At 69.2% G+C, this 18253-nt stretch carries 17 protein-coding genes; 6 read left to right on the top strand and 11 right to left on the bottom strand.

Annotation, left to right across the window (positions count from 1 at the left end; translation table 11 throughout):
- The 3 genes from AC07U0_RS12230 to rodA form a co-directional block, all read left to right on the top strand.
- A partial coding sequence (locus AC07U0_RS12230) for a rod shape-determining protein MreD (RefSeq protein ID WP_494720271.1) occupies positions 1–599 on the top strand: 599 nt, incomplete at its 5' end.
- Entirely contained in the window at positions 596–2653 is a 2058-nt protein-coding gene (mrdA, locus tag AC07U0_RS12225) for a penicillin-binding protein 2 (protein WP_494720270.1), read from the top strand. The genes AC07U0_RS12230 and mrdA, both read left to right, overlap by 4 nt.
- The gene (gene rodA / locus AC07U0_RS12220) at positions 2650–3807 is read left to right on the top strand and encodes a rod shape-determining protein RodA (protein ID WP_494720269.1); all 1158 of its coding nucleotides are present in this window, start codon (positions 2650–2652) and stop codon (positions 3805–3807) included. Before mrdA ends, rodA begins: the two co-directional genes overlap by 4 nt.
- Here the strand turns inward: rodA and AC07U0_RS12215 are convergent.
- The 3 genes from AC07U0_RS12215 to AC07U0_RS12205 are packed head-to-tail and all read right to left on the bottom strand — an operon-like array spanning position 3804 to position 5645.
- A complete protein-coding gene (locus tag AC07U0_RS12215) occupies positions 3804–4253 on the bottom strand; it encodes a hypothetical protein (RefSeq protein WP_494720268.1) in 450 nt (149 codons plus the stop codon). The two genes, rodA and AC07U0_RS12215, sit on opposite strands and share 4 nt — an antisense overlap.
- A 9-nt stretch (positions 4254–4262) precedes the next feature.
- Positions 4263–5237 carry a prolyl aminopeptidase gene (gene pip / locus AC07U0_RS12210; RefSeq protein WP_494720267.1) on the bottom strand — a complete coding sequence of 325 codons (975 nt, stop codon included), beginning with the start codon at positions 5235–5237 and terminating at the stop codon, positions 4263–4265.
- A gap of 30 nt (positions 5238–5267) precedes the next feature.
- Positions 5268–5645: a DUF423 domain-containing protein gene (locus AC07U0_RS12205; protein ID WP_494720266.1), complete on the bottom strand. Its 378-nt coding sequence runs from the start codon at positions 5643–5645 to the stop codon at positions 5268–5270.
- A gap of 47 nt (positions 5646–5692) precedes the next feature.
- On the opposite strand from AC07U0_RS12205, the gene AC07U0_RS12200 reads away from it, so the two are divergent.
- Entirely contained in the window at positions 5693–6901 is a 1209-nt protein-coding gene (locus AC07U0_RS12200) for an MFS transporter (protein ID WP_494720265.1), read from the top strand.
- Positions 6902–6911: 10 nt separating this feature from the next.
- Here AC07U0_RS12200 and AC07U0_RS12195 read toward each other — a convergent pair whose 3' ends face one another.
- The 3 genes from AC07U0_RS12195 to AC07U0_RS12185 form a co-directional block, all read right to left on the bottom strand.
- Positions 6912–7511, bottom strand: a complete 600-nt coding sequence (locus AC07U0_RS12195; RefSeq protein ID WP_494720264.1) for a hypothetical protein — start codon at positions 7509–7511, stop codon at positions 6912–6914.
- Positions 7512–7652: 141 nt separating this feature from the next.
- A complete protein-coding gene (locus AC07U0_RS12190) occupies positions 7653–10334 on the bottom strand; it encodes a tipN (RefSeq protein WP_494720263.1) in 2682 nt (893 codons plus the stop codon).
- A gap of 113 nt (positions 10335–10447) precedes the next feature.
- Positions 10448–10630: a hypothetical protein gene (locus AC07U0_RS12185; protein ID WP_494720262.1), complete on the bottom strand. Its 183-nt coding sequence runs from the start codon at positions 10628–10630 to the stop codon at positions 10448–10450.
- Between the two features lie 190 nt (positions 10631–10820).
- Here AC07U0_RS12185 and AC07U0_RS12180 point away from each other — a divergent pair, with 190 nt between their 5' ends.
- Entirely contained in the window at positions 10821–12311 is a 1491-nt protein-coding gene (locus AC07U0_RS12180) for a phospholipase D-like domain-containing protein (protein WP_494720261.1), read from the top strand.
- On the opposite strand, the gene AC07U0_RS12175 is transcribed toward AC07U0_RS12180, so the two are convergent.
- The 5 genes from AC07U0_RS12175 to folD form a co-directional block, all read right to left on the bottom strand.
- Positions 12308–13045, bottom strand: coding sequence for an endonuclease/exonuclease/phosphatase family protein (locus AC07U0_RS12175; RefSeq protein ID WP_494720260.1), 738 nt, complete (start codon positions 13043–13045; stop codon positions 12308–12310). The genes AC07U0_RS12180 and AC07U0_RS12175 overlap by 4 nt on opposite strands.
- An 80-nt stretch (positions 13046–13125) precedes the next feature.
- A complete protein-coding gene (locus AC07U0_RS12170) occupies positions 13126–13818 on the bottom strand; it encodes a TPM domain-containing protein (protein ID WP_494720259.1) in 693 nt (230 codons plus the stop codon).
- Positions 13812–14612 (bottom strand): TPM domain-containing protein, encoded by an 801-nt coding sequence (locus tag AC07U0_RS12165; protein ID WP_494720258.1) that lies wholly within the window; start codon positions 14610–14612, stop codon positions 13812–13814. Before AC07U0_RS12165 ends, AC07U0_RS12170 begins: the two co-directional genes overlap by 7 nt.
- A 20-nt stretch (positions 14613–14632) precedes the next feature.
- On the bottom strand, positions 14633–15304 hold the full coding sequence (locus AC07U0_RS12160) for a LemA family protein (RefSeq protein WP_494720257.1): 672 nt from the start codon (positions 15302–15304) through the stop codon (positions 14633–14635).
- 69 nt (positions 15305–15373) lie between these two features.
- The gene (gene folD / locus AC07U0_RS12155; protein ID WP_494720256.1) at positions 15374–16297 is read right to left on the bottom strand and encodes a bifunctional methylenetetrahydrofolate dehydrogenase/methenyltetrahydrofolate cyclohydrolase FolD; all 924 of its coding nucleotides are present in this window, start codon (positions 16295–16297) and stop codon (positions 15374–15376) included.
- A 95-nt stretch (positions 16298–16392) separates the two neighbouring features.
- On the opposite strand from folD, the gene AC07U0_RS12150 reads away from it, so the two are divergent.
- Positions 16393–18252 (top strand): PPC domain-containing protein, encoded by a 1860-nt coding sequence (locus AC07U0_RS12150; RefSeq protein WP_494720255.1) that lies wholly within the window; start codon positions 16393–16395, stop codon positions 18250–18252.
- Position 18253: the final 1 nt, after the last annotated feature.

The raw sequence follows: 18253 nt of genomic DNA, 5'->3' as shown, positions 1-18253 counted from the left end.
CCCGCGCCCCGTCCGACCGCGCCGGCCGCCGCGCCACCGCCTGCCACCACCCCGCCGCCGACCACGCCGGGAGGCGCGCTGTGAAACGGCCCGCCGCGGTCCGTGTCGTCGGCCCTGTGGAGTGGATCCTCTACCCCTCGTTGGCCGTCATCGCCGCCACCCTCCTGTTCGCCGTTCCGGTCGAGCTGTTCGGGTTCAAACTGCCCGAGCCTGTCCTGCCGATGATGCTGGCCTTCGCCTGGCCTCTGGTGCGGCCGTCGATGATCGCGCCGGTGGCCCTGTTCTTCGTCGGCCTGTTCGTCGATCTGCTGTGGGGCGGGATGCTGGGCGTCTGGCCGCTGGCCCTGCTGGCCGTCTATGGGGTGGTGCTGCTGTCGCGCAACCTGCTGGCCGGACAGGAGACCCAGGTGCTGTTCGTCTGGTACGGCTGCTGCACCCTGCTGGCCTTCTTCCTGACCTATCTGATCGTCAGTCTGGACGCCATGAACGCGCCGAGCATCCTGGCGCTGCTGGGCCAGATGATCCCGACCTTGCTCCTGTTTCCCGTCGCCAACTGGATGATCCAGCGCTTCGATGACGGCGACACCCGTTTCCGATGAGCAGCGAACCCTCGATCTTCTTTTCGGACGTCAATGAGCGGCAGGGCTCGTTCCTGCGGCGGACGTTCGTCGTCGGCGGGCTGACGGCGTTGGGCATCGGCGCCCTGGGTGCGCGGCTGGGTCAGCTGCAGGTCGTGCAGGCCAAGGAATACGCGACCCTCGCGACCAACAACCAGTTCAACTTCCGCCTGGTGCCGCCGCCGCGCGGACGCATCCTGGATCGCAACGGCGTGGTCATCGCCGGAAACCGGCCGAGCTTCCGCGTCCTGGTCGTGCGCGATGAGACCAAGGACCTGGACCAGACGCTGGATCTGCTGGGCCGGCTACTGCCCGACACGGTGGACCGCCGCCGGACCATCATCCGCGAGGTCAACGCCGCGCGCCCGTCCTCGCCAGTGCCGGTCAAGAGCGACCTGAGCTGGGAAGAGTTCGCCAAGGTCAATCTGTACGCCCCTGAACTGCCCGGGGTGATGGCCGACATGAACGAGGCGCGCTTCTATCCGTACGGCGGCGCCTTCGCCCACGTCATCGGCTATGTGGCCAAGGTCACGGATCGCGACATCGAGGCGATCAAGAAGCGTGGCGAGAGCCCGCCCGAGATCCTCTACAACCCCGGCTTCCGCATCGGTCGTTCGGGCGTGGAAAAGGCGCTGGACGCCGATCTGCGCGGCGAGGCCGGCGGCACCCGGGTCGAGGTGGACGCCCATGGCCGCGTCGTGGCCACCGACGTCGGCGGCTCCAAGCCTGCGGTCAACGGCAAGGACGTGGTCCTGACCCTGGATTTCGACGTCCAGAACCGGGCGCTGGAAGTGTTCGGCGAGGAAAGCGGCGGCTGCGTCGCCATGGACGTGCGCAACGGCGACATCCTGTGCATGGTCTCGGCGCCTTCGTTCGACCCGAACCTGTTCGTCGGGGGCGTGCCGGGGCCGATCTATCGCGCCCTGTCCGACTATGAGCGCAAGCCGTTGCTGGACAAGGCGATCGGCGGCGTCTTCCACCCGGGCTCGACCTTCAAGCTGACGACGTCGCTGGCGCTGCTGGAGGCCGGGGTTGATCCGACCGAGCGGGTGACCTGCACCGGCGGTTATCGGTACGGCAACCGGGTGTTCCGCTGCTGGGAGCATCGCGGCCACGGCCCGCAGAACATGCACGACGCCATCAAGAACTCGTGCGACGTCTATTTCTATCACATGTGCAACCGCGCCGGGGTCGACAAGATCCAGGACACGGCCAAGAAGATCGGCTTCATGCAGACCTACGACATCGGGGTCGGCAACCAGAAGACGGGCTCCATCCCCAGCCAGGCGTGGAAGGCCAACTACAACAAGAACAATCCGAATCCGGAATCGCGGGTGTGGTTCCCGGGCGAGACCCTGTCGGTGGCGATCGGGCAGGGGGACGTCAACGTCACCGCCCTGCAGCTGGCGGTCATGACCTCGCGCTTCGCCAATGCGCGCAAGGCCCTGGTGCCGCGGCTGATCAAGTCGGTCGGCGGCGTGGACCGACCCTCGGGCGCGGAAGTGCCCGACCTGCCGTTCTCGCGCGAGCACCTCGAGATCGTGCGTCAGGGGATGGTTGCGGTGGCCAATGACGTGTCCGGCGGCGCCTATCGCCAGTCGCAGCTCGGCCTCGGCGACATCCAGATGGCCGGCAAGACCGGGACGGCCCAGGTGCGCAGCTATGGCACCGGGTCGCGCAAGTCCAACGTCTGGGCGCTGAAGGACCACAACCTGTTCGTGGCCTTCGCTCCGGTCGATGAGCCGCGCTACGCCGTCGCCCTGATCGTCGAGCACGGGGGCAAGGGCGGGGCCACGGCCGCCGCGCCGCGTGCGCGCGAGATCATGCGCACCATCCTGCTCAAGGATCCCGAGATGCGGGCCCGGATCACGCGGCCGCCGCCGCCCGAAGCGGTCGGTCCCGAACCCGCCGCCGAGGCGGACTTCGGCGCGGCGCCCGAGCCCGAGATCATCGACAACGCCCCTGCGCAGGCTCCCGCGCCGGCGCCCGCGGCCCTCGCGCCGTCCGGGCCGCGACCCTATCAGGCTCCGCAATGACCGCTTCCGCCCTGACCCGTCCCGGCGAGCGCGACCGGATATCGACCAAGATCGGCGAGATCGACTGGCGTTTCGTCGCCCTGCTGTGCGTCGTCGCCAGCGCCGGCGGGGCCATGCTGTTCTCGGTCGCCGGCGGCTCGTGGGAGCCCTGGGCCGCGAAACACATGATCCGCTTCGCCGGTCTGGTCGTCGTGATGCTGGCCCTGTCGATGGTCAATCTGAGGATCTGGTTCGGCGCCTCCTACATCGTCTATGGCTTGGCGCTGCTGCTGCTGATGGCCGTCGAGGTGCCGGGGCTGGGCGTGACGGTCATGGGCGCGACGCGCTGGCTGAACCTGGGCTTCACCCGGCTGCAACCGTCCGAAATCATGAAGATCGGCGTCGTTCTGGCCCTGGCGCGCTGGTATCACGGCGCCTCGGCCCAGGATGCGAAGTTCAGCTGGAAGCTGATCTTCCCCGTCGGCATCATCGGCCTGCCGTTCCTTCTGGTCGCGCACCAGCCTGACCTGGGCACCGCCATGCTGATCGGCCTGACGGGCGCGGCGATGATGTTCATGGCCGGTCTGGACTGGCGGGTCATCGCCGCCGCCGCCGCTGCGGCCGTGGCAGGCGTCGTGCCCTACATCATGTTCGGAATGCACGACTATCAGCGCAACCGGATCCTGACCTTCCTCAATCCCGAGGGCGATCCCAGCGGCAACGGCTATCACATCGTCCAGTCCAAGATCGCGCTCGGCTCCGGCGGCCTGCTGGGCAAGGGCTTTGGCCTGGGCAGCCAGAGCCAGCTTGAGTTCCTGCCCGAGAAGCAGACCGACTTCATCTTCGCGGCGGTGTCCGAGGAGTTCGGCTTCGTCGGCTCGATCACCCTGCTGCTCTGCTACGCCGGCATCATCCTGATCGCCCTGCGCATCGCCTCGCTGTCGCACAGCCATTTCGGGCGGATGGCGTCGGCGGGAGTGACCTCGACCTTCGCCCTGTACGTCCTGATCAACGGGGCGATGGTGATGGGTCTGGCGCCTGTCGTGGGCGTGCCGATGCCGCTGCTGTCGTACGGCGGCACCGTGATGCTGACGGTGATGATCGGCTTCGGCCTGGTCATGGCGACCCGGGTCCACCGCTACGCCGAACTGCCCAAGGGACATGGGCTGATCTAGAGCTTCGCGCGGGCGGCCTTGAGCTTCGCCACGAGCGCTCCGCGCGCCTTGCCCTGCGCGGCGGTCAGGGCCTTCGCCTCGGCCTCAAGAGCGGCGCGGCGGTTGTCGAGGGTCGCGGTCTCGGCGGCCTGATCCCGGTCGAGGGCTTCGAGATCGGCTTCCAGCGTCTTCACGGCCTCTCGCGTCTTGCTGGAGACGGGCCTGACCTTCGGCTTGGCGGCTTTCGAGATCTTGCCGACATCGATGGACAGACCGCGCTGGATGACCTCGCCGGGCGCCGCGAGCGCGGCATCGTAGTCCGGTCCGGAGGTGAGCTCCGACGCCAGGCCGTCTTTGAAGATGTCGCGCTCTATGCCCCAGGCGGCGAGGGCCTTGGGGCGGGATGGAGCGGCGACGGTGAAGGCATGGAAGCCGTCGGCCCAGGTGAAGACCTTCAGCTTCGCCATCCACGGCTCCTAGAGGGTCGACGCCCAGTCGGTTGCGCGGATCAGGCTGTCGACGATGCCGGGCTCGGAAGAGGCGTGACCGGCGTCGGGGACGATGTCGAGCTTCGCCTCGGGCCAGGCGCGGTGCAGCGACCAGGCGCCCGAGATTGGCGTGACCACGTCGAAGCGGCCTTGGGCGATCCAGCAGGGGATGTGGCGGATGCGGCCGATGTTCTCGATCAGCCAGTTCTCCGACGGGAAGAAGCCGCCGTTGACGAAGTACCAGCATTCGATGCGGGCGAAGGCCAGGGCGAAGTCGGGCTCGGCGAACTTGTCCGGGCGGGCCGAGGGGCCCTCGACGCTGACGGTCTCGCCTTCCCAGCTGGACCAGGCGACGGCGCAGGCCTCGCGCTCGACCTTGTCGTCGCCGGTGAGGCGTTTGTAGTAGGCGCTCATCAGGTCGCCGCGCTCGGCTTCCGGGATTGGAGCCACGAACCGCTCCCAGGCGTCCGGGAAGATCATCGAGGCGCCGTCCTGGTAGAACCAGTGCAGCTCCTTCTTCGTCAGCAGGAAGATGCCGCGCAAGATCAGGCTTTCGACCCGTTCCGGGTGGGTGATGGCGTAGGCCATCGACAGGGTGGAGCCCCAAGAGCCGCCGAACACCGACCACTTCTCGATGCCACAGCGCTCGCGCAGGCGCTCGATGTCCTCGATCAGGGTCCAGGTCGTGTTGTCTTCAAGCGAGGCATTGGGGCGCGACCGGCCGCAGCCACGCTGGTCGAACAGGACGATGCGGTATTTGGCCGGGTCGAAGTAGCGGCGCATACCCGGATTGACCGCCCCGCCGGGGCCGCCGTGCAGGACTACGACCGGCTTGCCCTGCGGATTGCCGCATTCCTCGTAGTAGATTTCGTGCTCGGTTCCCGTGCTCATCCAGCCTGAGGCGAAGGGCTCGATCTCCGGGTAGAGGTCGCGTCGGGGAGCGTCGGGGATCGTGAAGGCCATCGGTGGAAAAACGCTTTCGGTTCTACGATTTCAGGCGTTGGAAGACGTATTCCGCAATGCGGCAAAGGCGAGCAAAAGCCAACCCGCAATCATCAGCACACCGCCGATCGGGGCGACGGCGCCCATGGCCGACATACTGAGCAGGGCGATGAAGGCAAGCGCCAGGCAGAAGACCAGACCGCCGGTTGCGGCCAGCCAGCCGCCGATCACCGCCAGCTTCTCTCCCCAGATCGCGCAGGCGACGGCGAGGACGGCGTGGACCAGCTGGTAGTGGGCGCCGGTGGTGAGCAGGGTCTTGACCGCCGGGCCGGCGCCGTGGGCGGCGAAGGCGCCGACCAGCACAGCCATGGCCCCGTTGAAGGCGGCGAAGACGACGAGGTTGCGATCGCGCTCAAGATTCTGGGTCATGACCCCACGCTAGACCACAGGCGGCCCGACGTCTGCTATCGGAGCGCATGAATTCCGCCGCTGAGTCTCTGCCGCCACCGCTGCCCGGATCCGCCTGGCGGATGGGGCTTCAGTATGTGCTGCTGTTCGGGGCCAACGGGGTCAGCCTGCCGTTCGCCGGGCTGTGGTTCCACGCTCACGGGCTGGACGGGGCCGAGATCGGCGCCCTGTTTGCCGCGCCGATGCTGGGGCGGCTGGTGACGGGTCCGGCGATCGCCCTGTGGGCCGACGGCTTCCGATACCGCAGGACGGCCATCGCCTTCCTGGCCCTGATCTCGGCGGCGGCTTATGCGGCGACGGGTCTGGTCGAGGGCTTCTGGCTGTGGGCGCCCTTGTGGTTCGTGGCGGCGACGGCATTCGGCTCGATAATCCCCTTGAGCGACGTCATGACCCTGAGGCTGGCGCGGCGGGCGGGCTTCACCTTCTCCGTGCCGCGCGGCTTCGGCTCGGCCTCCTTCGTCGGGGCCAATGTGTTGATGGGGGCGCTGCTGGTGAGGGCGCCGGTCGATGTGGTGCTGGTCTGGTGTGTCGTCGCCGGGATCGCCATGGCCGTCTGCGCCCGCTGGATCCTGCCCGCCGAGCCGGTTCAGGACACGCCGGTCGGAGAGGCAGAACCCGTCAAAGGCTGGTCCCGGTTCGCGGGGATGGGGCGGTTGCTCGGGAACGGGACCTTCATGACCGCCATCTTCGCGGTCGGCTGCGTTCAGGCGGCCCACGCCTTCTATTATGGCTTCTCGGCCATCGCCTGGAAGGCGCAGGGCATTCCCGAGAACATGACCGGCCTCCTCTGGGCCGCCTCGGTCGTGGTCGAGATCGGCTTCATGTGGTGGGGCGAGCCCTGGCGGCGCAAGCGGGGGATCGGACCGCTGACTGTGCTGGCGGTGGGGGCTGGGGCGGCGATGCTGCGCTGGACGGCCCTGGCCTTCGCGCCGCCCCTGTGGCTGTTGTGGCCGCTTCAGACCCTGCACGCCCTGAGCTTCGCCGCCACCTATCTGGCCGGGGTACAGCTGGTCGAACGGCTGAGCCCGCCGGGAAGTCAGACGGTGGCCCAGACCCTGAGTTCGGTGCTGTCGGCGGGGGTGTTGATCGGACTGGCGACCCTGGCGGCGGGTCCGCTGTACGACGCCTTCGGGGTGAAGGGCTATCTGGCCATGACGGCGATGGCCGCGGTCGGGGCCGTGGCGGCGTTCAGTCTGGCGCGGCGGCTGAAGGCCTGATCAGGCGGAGCTAGTGCGGACGGGCGCGGGGCAGGGGGGCGAGGCTGCGGGCCATGGCGGCGGCGGCGGCCTTGACGCCCTTCTGGACCGCCTCGGCGGGGACATCGACGGGCGCGCGCAGCAGGCCGATGGCCGGGACGTCCGCATCGTCCGGCAGGGCCGTCAGGATGCTGTAGAGCAGGAAGCTGCCGACATCGTCCTCGCCTTCGGAGCTGGCGTCGGCGCTCAGACCTGCGGCGTTCAGGGCGCGGACCATATCGGCGACCGGGGCCGTGGCGCGGGCCATGGCGGGGCCGGTGTGGGTCAGTTTGGCGCCCCCTGACAGGGCGCGGTTCTCGGCACGCATCTGCACGCGGAAGCCGCCGGCCTTGTGCGTGCGCCCCACCAGCAGGATGGCGCGGCACGAGGGATCGCGCAGGCTGTGGCTCAGCGTCGCGACCAGCTGTTCAGGATCTTCGGCGGGAATGGCGACGGTGCGGGCGCCGCTGGGATTCCAGGGCTGGCCCGACAGGTCCTCGACCGGATCCCAGGCCGTGTCGTCAGCGTCCCATGCGCAGATGACGATGGCGGGCCGGCGGTCGGGCGTTTTCTCGGCGACGGTGTCGAGCATGGACCCTACTGGAGCGTGTGACGAAGTCGTGACAGGCAGGCCGCAGGTGTCGGCATGCGGACGATTTCGTCAAGTCTTAATGCGCCGGTTTCCGGACACACTTCGTGCAAGATCGTCGTCGTTCGCCTGCCGGGCGAAACCTTAGCCGAGGTCGCCGACGGCGGCGTCCAGCAGCATGAAGGCGCGGCCCGCATCGGTCGCCAGCGAGGACAGGACGCCCGGCGCGTCGCCGGAACGGGCGGCCCCGGCCAGCTTCTGGGCATAGGCGCGAACGTAGCGTTCGGCGTCGGATTTGAGCTCGGGGTCGCTCATCACGCGGCGCGAGACGCTCCGGACGGCGGCTGGGGCGACGCGGCGGACGATCTGGCGCGCCCGGTCCGGATCGCGGCCGGCAAAGGCCTCGGCGGCCTCTTCCACGCGAGAACGCGGCAGAAGGGCGTTGGGATCGACGCCCATGCGGCGGATGGCGGCGGTGATCCGGTCCGACATGGCGTCGGCGTCCGACGGCATGATCGGCTGGTCGAGATCCATCGGCTCGGCCGGCGGCTGGCTGGAGCCGTCATTGACCAGATCGGCCCAGTCGAGGGCCGGGGCCTGGGAGGACGGCGGCGGAGCAGAGCGGCGCGTGGCCTCTTCGGTCGGCTCCAGGCGCAGGCGGCCGCGCAGGCCGAAGCCACGTTCCTCGGCCTGGGCCGCACGGGCCTCCGGCGCAGGCGCCGGCTCGCGACGGCGGGTGGAGTTCGGCTCGCCGGAGACCACGCCCATCAGGCGCACGGCCTCGGTCAGCATGTCGTAGTTGCGGCGGACGCGCTCCTGGAAGCCGACGTCGAGCGCCTCGGTGTCCTCGGCGGCCTTGCGCGAGGCGGCGGCCAGGGCGGCCAGACCTTCCTCGACGGTGGCGCGGACGTCCTCGGCGCGGGCGCGGGCCTCGTCAGGCAGGCGGGCGGCGCGCTCGTCGAGGTCGGTGATCGAGGCGTCGACCTCGCCCAGAGCCTTGATCATGCGGTCCATGGTGCGTTCGAGCTTCTCGATCGCATTGACGCCGGCCTGATCGACCATGGCGGCGGTTTCATTGACGATGCGGCGGGCGCCCTCGATGCGGCTGTCGGCGGCATGGTCGGCCTTCTGGGCGGCGTCGAACAGGGCCTCGCCGAGGCGGTCGGCGCGAATCTGGGCCTGGGAGGCGGCGTCGGCGGCGGCGATGCGGCTGTCCTCGGCGGTGGCGGTCAGGGCTGCCAGTGCGCGGCGGGTTTCCTCGACCAAGGTGTCGCGGGCCTCGGCGGCCAGGGCCTCGAACCGGTCCAGCGAGACCTTGGTGGCGGCGTCGAAGCCGTCGGCCTCGCGCTGGGACATGTCGACGAGAGCGCGGAACTGGTCGGTGGCGGCCTCGACCAGATCCTTGATCGACTCGGCCGATTTGACCGAAGTCTCGCCGAGGTCGCCGTGGGCGGTGCGGGCGGCGTCGAGCTGTTCGGTCAGCTGGGCGCGCTGGCTCTCGACCTGGGCGGAGAAGTCCTCCTGGTCGGTGCGCAGGGCGTAGGCGGCGGTGACCAGGGCGGCGCGCTGCTGGCCAAGGCCTTCCTCGACCGACTGGATCTGTTCGGCGACGCCGGCGCCGGTGTTCTCGAGACGCAGGGTCTGGCGGGCCAGGTCGTCGGCGGCCAGACGGGCGGCGTCCTGGGCCTCGCCGGCGGCGGCGGCCAGATCGGCGGCGCGGGCGGCCAGGGCGGCCTCGGCCTCACGCAGCTGGGTCTGGGCCAGGTCGGAGGCGTCGACGATCATGCGCGACTGGCGCTCGACGGCGTCCAGCACCCCGGCGGACTGGGTGTCGAGCTGCAGGCCGAGGGTCTGCATGCCCTCGCGCTCGCGGCCCAGCTGTTCGGACAGGCGGCGCGCGGTGCGGCCGGCGTTTTCGGCGGCTTCGTTGAGGCGGTTGGTCTCCTGCACGAGGACCTCGCGCAGCAGGGCCATGTCGTTGCGGGCGCGCTCGGCGGCCAGCGCGGCCTGGTCGATGTCGTTGCGCAGGGTCAGCAGGACCTGACCCGTCTGCTGGGCCGCAAGTGCGGTTGGGGCGACCAGGGCCTCGGCCAGACCGCGCGCGCGACGGGTCTCGGCGGCCAGGTTCGCGCCCTGACGGACGGCGTGGGCCAGCATGACGGCGAGACCGGCAGGGGCCAGGGCGATCAGGGCGTAGAGGGCCAGACGCAGGGGATCGAGCGCAGCGGCGCCCGAACCGACCTCGAAGGCGGCCCAGGAGGCGACGCCGCCGACCCACAGCGCTGAGGCGACCCCGGCCAGAAGATAGGCGTAACGGCCCGAAGGCGCGGCCTCGAACAGGCGCGTCATGGTCGCGGCGGTCGTCGGGGTTTCCGTGTCCGTTTCGGTGCGCGGCGCGGGCGGAGCGGCGACGGTGGCCGGCGGGGCCTCGGCGCTCTCGGCGAAGGGGGCGGGCGCAAAATCGGGGGTGACGACGGCTTCGGGAGCCGCGGCGGGCTCGGGCGCGAAATCGGGCAGGGGCGGCAGGGGCTCCTCGGTGACGCGAGCACGGGCGGCCAGGGTCTCGGCGCGGGCGGCGGCGCGCAGCTCGGCCTGACGCTGCTCTTCCAGCAGGCGACGGCGGCGGCGTTCGGAGATGGGGCGGTCGATCACCAGCGGGGCTTCGGCCTCGACGGGAACTTCCTCGGCAAAGAGGGCCTCATCCTGCATCTGCGTCTGATCGTCGGCGGCCGCTTCGGGCTCAACCGGGGCTTCGCCGGGCGTCGTCGCGGGGTCCTCGATCGCGGGTTCGGGGAGATTGAGCGGCGGCCGTTGGCGGGATTTCATCAGGCGTAGGTCTCGGTCTGGCGGCCTGGGGGCCGGGCGCGGCGCAGCAGGCCACGCAACCCTAACGGCTCAGGACGCGTCCGCAAAGACGAGTCGTCTCATAGACCCGTGATTCAGCAGTGTTCGGACGGAGACGCGATCATGCTGTTGCGAGGCTGGGCCTGCGGGCAATCGACGACGCGGTGGACTTCACGTTCCGGGGCGCTGGGGCGGTGCAGATCGACGCCGAACTGCGACAGGGCGGCGGCGGCCAACAGGGCGATGAAACCGGCGATCAGATCGATCAAAGCCTGCATCTCACCCTCCCGTCTCTCGCGTCCAAAACCAGCGACGCTTCTATGCTCCCAAAACCGTGTTCAGACAAGCTGGCCGCGGGACGCCATTGACCAATCATCGGCGAGCGTGGAACGGAAGACACAGGCGTAGCCTTACAGCGGGACGCCTGCGCGCAACGACGCTGTCACGCGAATCCTTCAGACAGGACGAATGGTCGCATCGGACGACACATATCCCGACAGTCTGCTGGCCCCGGGCCGGACCGTGTGGCGCGTGGAGCAGGCCGACCGGTTCTCGGTCCTGATGGAAAACGAGACCTATTTCGACGCCCTGGCCTCGGCGATCTCCAAGGCCCAGCGGTCGATCGTGCTGCTGGGCTGGCAGTTCGACCCACGCACCCGGCTGGACCCACAAAGTCGCGCCGGCGACCGCCAGGCCGAGATCGGACACCAGCTGCGCATGCTGGTCCGGTCAAAGCCCGAGCTGGACGTGCGGCTGCTGATCTGGAAATCGCCGCTGCTGATCGCGGCGTCGCAGGGCTTCTATCCGCACAAGGCCCAGCGCTGGTTCAGGAAGCGAATGGTGGAGTTCCGGCTCGATTCGCCCGGGCCGATCGGCGCCTGCCATCACCAGAAGGTGGTGATCATCGACGACAAAATCGCCTTCTGCGGCGGGGGCGATGTCTCGGTGGACCGCTGGGATTCGCCCGAGCATCTGGACCATGATCCGCGCCGCTGTATGCCGTCGGGCCTGATCAGCGCGCCGCGTCACGAAACCATGGCGGTAATGGACGGGGCCGCGGCCCGGGCCCTGGGCGATCTGGCGCGCGAGCGCTGGTTCCGCGCCACCTGGGAGCGGACCGTTCCTGACGAGGTCGACGGCGATCCCTGGCCCGACAATGTGCCCGTCACCATGACCCAGGTCCCGGTCGGCATCGCGCGCAGCGAGCCGAAATGGGGCGGGCGGGGCGAGGTGCGTGAGAACGAGGCCCTGCACCTGGAATCGATCCAGAAAGCCAGGAAGCTGATCTATCTGGAGAACCAGTATTTCACCTCACCGGCCATCGCCGCCTGTCTGGCCCAGCGGCTGGCGGAAGAGGACGGGCCCGAAGTGGTGCTGGTCTCGACCGGCAACAGCCCGAGCTGGTTCGACAAGATGACTATGGACACGGCCCGGTCGGAGGTCCTGTTCCGGCTGGAGGCCGCCGACAGATACGACCGCTTCCATGCCTTCGCCCCGCATACGCCCGACGGTGACCGGATCATTGTCCACGCCAAGGTCTCGATCATCGACGACCGGCTGCTGCGGATCGGTTCGACCAATCTGAACAACCGGTCGATGGGGCTGGACACCGAGTGCGACATCGCCGCCGAGCCGGTCGATCAGGCGGGACGCGACGCCATCCGGCGCTATCGTCACCACAGCATCGGCCATTTCATCGGGGTCTCGCCCAAGGATTTCGCGGCCGCCGAGGCGGTGCTGGGTTCGACCGGCAAGGCGATCCGGACCTTCGACACCGGACGGATGGAGCTGCTGGGCGCGACGCCGCCGTCGCGGCTCGAGCGGTTCATCGCCGAATGGCAGCTGGGCGACCCCTCGTCGTCCGACAACGCCTGGCGGCCGTGGAAGCGGCGCAATCCCTCGCAGCGGATCGCGGGCGGCAACTTCAGCCAACTGCGCGAGCGTCCCGACGAGGACTAGGCGTCGATCTCGAAGTCGATGACCAGCGGCAGGTGGTCCGAAGCCACGCGCGCCAGCGGCGAGAAGGGCGCCTTCACCCCCGTGATGCGGATGTGCGGGCTGACGAAGGCGTGGTCGATGCGGATCGCCGGGAAGGCGGAGGGGAAGGTCTTCACCGTCTGCTTGAGGCCCAGCTTGCGCTGGCAGTCGCTGAAACCGTTGCGGCACAGGGTCTGGTAGGGGCGGGTGATCGAGGTGGCGTTGAAGTCGCCGGTCAGGATGGTCGGCCCGGTGCAGTCGGGATGGCCCAGCCAGTCCTTGCCCATCAGGGCCGCCGCCTGAAGCCTCTGCTCGCGCGGCACGAGGCCCAGATGGGTGTTGATGACGTTGACCTCGACGCCGTCGAAGTCGATGGCCGCCCAGACGGCGCCGCGCGGCTCCAGCCCCGGAATGCCGCGTATGGTCGGCAGGCCGCCCTTCCGGATCAGCCGCTCGGGCCGGTGGGTCAGCAGGGCGTCGCCATATTCTTCGGCCTCGATCAGCATGGCGGCGTTGAAGTGGAAGCTCATGTCGAGGCCGGCGGCGATGGCCTCGGCCTGATCGACGTTTCCGGTGCGGGCGCGGCCGACGTCGAGCTCCTGCAGGCAGACGATGTCGGGCTCGTGCTCGGCGATGACACCCACGATGCGGGCGATATCGAGCCGCTTGTCGGTGCCGACGCAGCGGTGGACGTTATAGGTCAGAAGACGGGGCATACGGTCCAGCGACGATGACGCGGGCGAAGAGCTAGGCCAATTCGAACGCGATTGCGACCCTCGCGAGGCGGCTCCCGGATCTAGATTTCGACAAGCCGGTTCGGCAGTTCGTCGGGATTGTTCGCCCTCGGAGGAAAGTGGGCGGCGAGGACGTCGCCGGTCAGGCCGATGGCCGTCTCGAAGCCGTCGGCGGCGCGGCCGACCCGCAGCGAACGGGTCAGGGCGTCCACGGCCTTGGCCCAGACCTCGGCATCGACTTTCGAGTGGATGGCCTCATCGGCGACGATCTCGACCTGACGGTCCGAGAGCGCGGCGAAGATCAGGACGCCGGTGCGGTTCTGGGTCGTGTGCAGGCCATGGGCGAGGAACTGCTGCAGGGCGGCGCGGCGCACCCGGGCCCGGCGCACGCGGCGCGGGGTGACCGCCCGCAGAACGGCGGGAATGCAGGTGATCAGGAAGACGACCACGAAGACCGCCGCCTGGATGACGGCGTAGGCGGCGAGGGTCTTGCCGATGGTGACATTGCGGGCGGCCAGATGGGCGGCCTCCCAGCTGTCGCCGAGGCCCGGGAACCAGGCCGGATCGAAATTGAAGGGGATCAGCAGCATGGGCAGGATCAGGGCCGCGACCGCCGCCCAGCCCAGACTCACATCGCGATAGGAGGAGACCTGCCGCGCGAAGACGCAGAAAATCTCGCCGGATGTGCGGCGCTCGGCCATGGCGATGGCCGCAGCGATCCGGGCCTGATCGTCGGGGGTAAAGACCTTCACCATCCGCCTGAGGCTCCCCCGCCGCCGAAACTGCCGCCGCCGCCGGAGAAGCCGCCGCCGCCGCCACCGAACCCACCGCCGAAGCCGCCGCCGGAACTGCGTCCGCTGTTGGCCCTGCTCATGGCGTCCAGGGCGCTCCACAGGATGATCGGCCCGACGCCGCCGCCACGACGCCGTCGGCCGCCGCCCCGCGAGGCGCGCATCATGCCGACCAGAATGAACAGGAAGACGAGGGCGACGAGGATGATCGGCCCGATCGGGACATCGGCCTTCTGGGGCCTGGCCGCCGCCGCGCGGGCCTGGGCGTCGGCCGGATCGAGCATCAGCTGGGCGATGACGGCGTCCGTCCCCTGGACGATGCCGCGCTGGAAGCCGCCGGTCCGGAAGGCCGGCAGGATCTCGTTCTGGATGATCTGGGCCGACATGGCGTCGGTCAGGACCGGCTCGAGCCCATAGCCGACCTCGATCCGTACACGGCGCTCGTTGGGCGCGATGATCAGCAGCGCGCCGGTGTCGTGTTCCTTGCTCCCGATCCCCCAGGCCCGGCCGAGCCGGTAGCCATAGTCCTCAATCTCATAGCCCTGCAGGCTTTCGAGGGTGACCACGACCAGCTGGTCGCCGGTGTCGGCCTCCAGCTTCTCCAGCTTGGCGACCAGGGCGGCCTCGGTGTCGGGCTCCAGCAGATGGGCCTGATCGACCACGCGGCCGGACAGGCTGGGGAAGGTGGGCTGCGATTGGGCGGCGCAGGGAAGCGCGGCCGCCAGCCAGAAGGCCAGCAGCAGCCACACCGTCTTCACGGGGGAGGGGATCAGCGCTCTCACCGCGCGGGCGCGGAACCCGGGGTGACGGCCGGGGCGTTCCCGCCGGGCGTGGCGGCAGGAACGTTCGGACCGACGTTGAAGGTCACGGTTGGGGCGTTCTGGGCCTCTGCCGAGGCGGTGAACAGCTGCATCGGCTTGGAGCCAGACTGGAAGGTCTTGGCCCAGATCACCGTCGGGAAGGTGCGCAGCGAGGTGTTATAGTCGCGCACCGCCTCGTTGTAGTCGCGCCGCGAGATGGTGATGCGGTTCTCGGTGCCCTCCAGCTGGGACTGCAGCTGGACGAAATTCTGGTTCGACTGGATGTTCGGATAGGCCTCGACCGTGGCCAGAAGCCGCGACAGGGCGCCGGTCAGCTGGCCCTGGGCCGCCTGATAGGTCTGGAAGGCCGCTGGGTCGCTGAGGGTCTCGGGCGAGATCTGGACCGAGGTGGCCTTGGCCCGGGCGTTGATGACCTCGGTGAGGGTGGTGCGTTCGGCGATGGCCGCGCCCTGCACCGTGGCGACGAGGTTCGGGATCAGATCGGCGCGGCGCTGGTACTGGCTCTGGACGTCGGCCCAGGCGGCTTCGGCCCGCTCCTGCTTGGTCGGAATGGTGTTGTACCCGCAGCCCGCGACGGCAGGCGCAAGGACCGCCACGACGGCGATGCTGCGAACGGGGAAGCGAACCATAGCGTGTATCCTCGACCGGTCCGCTCTTCTGGCGGGCGAGTCGGACTATCAGCGGTCAGGCGTTACGCTTCAAGCGTCAAGAGATACCGGCGTAACGCTATTTGCTCGGCAGGCCGCGACATAGGTGTTGGCCAGCAGACACGCGATGGTCATGGGACCGACGCCGCCGGGAACAGGCGTGATGGCGCCCGCCACGGCGGCCGCCTCGGCGAAGGCGACGTCGCCGACGACACGGGTCTTGCCCTCGGCCGTCTTGACCGGATCGGCGGAGGGGACGCGATTGATGCCCACGTCGATGATCGTCGCGCCGGGCTTGATCCAGTCGCCCTTGATCATCTCGGGCCGGCCGACGGCGGCGACCAGGATGTCGGCCTCGCGACAGATGGCGGGCAGGTCGCGGCTGCGCGAATGGGCGATGGTGACGGTGCAGTTCTGGGCCAGCAGCAGCTGGGCCATCGGCTTGCCGACGATGTTGGAGCGGCCGACGATGACGGCGTTCAGCCCCGACAGGTCGCCCAGCGTATCCTTCAGCAGCATGACTGAGCCGAGCGGGGTGCACGGCACCATGCCCGGCAGGCCGACGGCGAGGCGTCCGGCGTTGACGACGTGGAAGCCGTCGACGTCCTTGTCCGGGTCAATGGCGTCCAGCACCACGGTGCTGTCGATCCCGGAGGGCAGGGGCAGCTGGACCAGGATGCCGTGAATGCCCTCGTCGGCGTTCAGGTCGGAGATCAGGGCCAGCAGTTCGGCCTGGGTGGTGGTTTCGGGCAGGCGATGGGTGTCCGAGCGCATCCCGGCCTCGCGGGTGCGTTCACCCTTGTTGCGCACATAGATCTGGCTGGCCGGGTCCTCGCCGACGATGACGACGGCCAGACCCGGGGTGACGCCATGGTCCGCCTTCAGCGCGGCGGAGGCGGCGGTCACGCGCTCCACCAGACCGGCGGCGAAGGCCTTGCCATCGATGATCCGGGCGCGCGCGTCGTTTTCCGCCATGAAAGCAGCTTCCGTCAGGTTTCGTTCAGATGCGGGCGATTTACAGTGGAGGCGGTTCGGCGTCTATGTATCGCCGACACAACTTGGGGGAATCCATGCGTCGTTCCGTGATCACTGCCACCGTCAGCGCCCTGGCCCTGGCGGCCGGCGCCAGCCTTCTCGGCGGTCAGGCCATGGCCCAGACGCCTCTGCAGATCGGCGGCAGCGTCACCGGCGCCCTCGACGACCACGACGCGGTGCTCGGCGCGGATGACAGCCAGTACCGGTTCGAGGACTACCGGTTCTCCGCTCGCGCGGGGCAGCGGCTGGAAGCGATCATGCGCTCCGACGCCTTCGACACCTATCTGGAGGTCTTCAAGACCGGCGAGGAAGAGGCGGATACCGGGCCGCTGGGCGAGGATGACGACGGCCTGGGCGACGGCACCAATTCCCGTCTGCGGTTCGTCGCGCCGGACAACGGAACCTACACCCTGCGCGCCCGCACCCTGTCCGGACTGGAAGGCGGCGACTACAGCCTGTCGCTGAGCCAGCGGCCGCCCGCGCCGCGTGCGCCGCGTCCTGCGGGCATCCGTGTGGGCCAGACGGTTTCGGGCAGCATCGCCGCGACCGATCCCGAGGACGACGACGGCCTGCACTATGACGCCTACGCCTTCCGCGCCCGGATGGGCCAGCGTTTCGCCATCGCGCTGAAGTCGGCCGATACCGAGGCTCTGGATCCGGTGGTTCACGTCGGGCGGATGGAGCGCGGGAATTTCATCGACATCGCCCAGAACGACGACGCCGCGACCGGTGGTCTGGACTCCTATCTGATCTTCACCGCCCCGAGCACGGGCGAGTTCATCATCCGCGCCATGCCGCTGGGGGCGGACAGCACCGGCGACTATACGCTGTCGCTCGAGGCCGGCCCGCCGCCGCTCGAGGCCCCGCCCATCGCGATCGGCGACACGAAAGAGGGCGAGCTGACTGAGAGCGACGGCCTCAATGACTCCGGCGTCCGCGCCGACGCCTACACCTTCACCGCCACGGCCGGTCAGCGGATCCAGGCGGATCTGAGCTCCAAGACCTTCGACACTGTTCTGGAGCTGTTCAACGCCAGCGGCGAGAGCATCGATCAGGACGATGACAGCGGCGAGGACACCGACTCGCGCCTGACCACCACCCTGAAGGACGGCGGGACCTATACGCTGCAGGTCCGGGCGATCGGCGATACGCTGCTGGGCGCCTATACGCTGAAGCTGGCCGAGGCGCCGCCGCCGCCCGCGGCCATCGCGCTGCCGTTCGGCGAGACCGTTCAGGGCGAGATCACCGATGACACCGCCCGCGACGACGACGAGCGCGGTTATGCGGACTACAGCTTCCAGGGCACGGCGGGGAACCGGGTCCAGATCGTGATGCGGTCGGGCGACTTCGACACCTTCCTGCAGATCGGCAAGCCCGGCGACGACTTCACCGCCCTGAGCAGCGACGACGACGGTCTGGGCGAGGGGACGGACTCGCGGCTGAACTACATCCTGCCCGAGACCGGAGAATATGTGATCCGCGCCTCGCCGCTGGGTTCGGACGCCAAGGGGCTGTTCTCGGTCGAACTGACCGACAAGGGGCCGCAGCCCGAGCCGGGCAGCATCCTGGTCAGCCACACCGCGCGCGGCGCGCTGAACGACAATGCCGGCATCGCCGACGACGGCGCCTTCTTCGACGCCTATGCGATCACGGTGGCCGAGGGTGACAAGCTGGACGTGACCCTCGTCTCCAACGACTTCGACGCCTACCTCGACATCGGCAAGATGAACGACGGAACCTGGGAGAGCGTCGCCAGCGACGACGACAGTCTGTCCGACACCCACGCCAAGGTCGAATGGACCGTCGACGAAGCCGGGACCTATATCATCCGCGCCCGCAGCTTCGCCCAGGGCGAGACCGGCGCCTACACCCTGGAAGTCCAGACCCGGAAGTAGC

Source organism: Brevundimonas sp. GW821-FHT02A10 (assembly GCF_059422025.1).
This window is presented reverse-complemented; position numbering and strand designations above follow the sequence as displayed.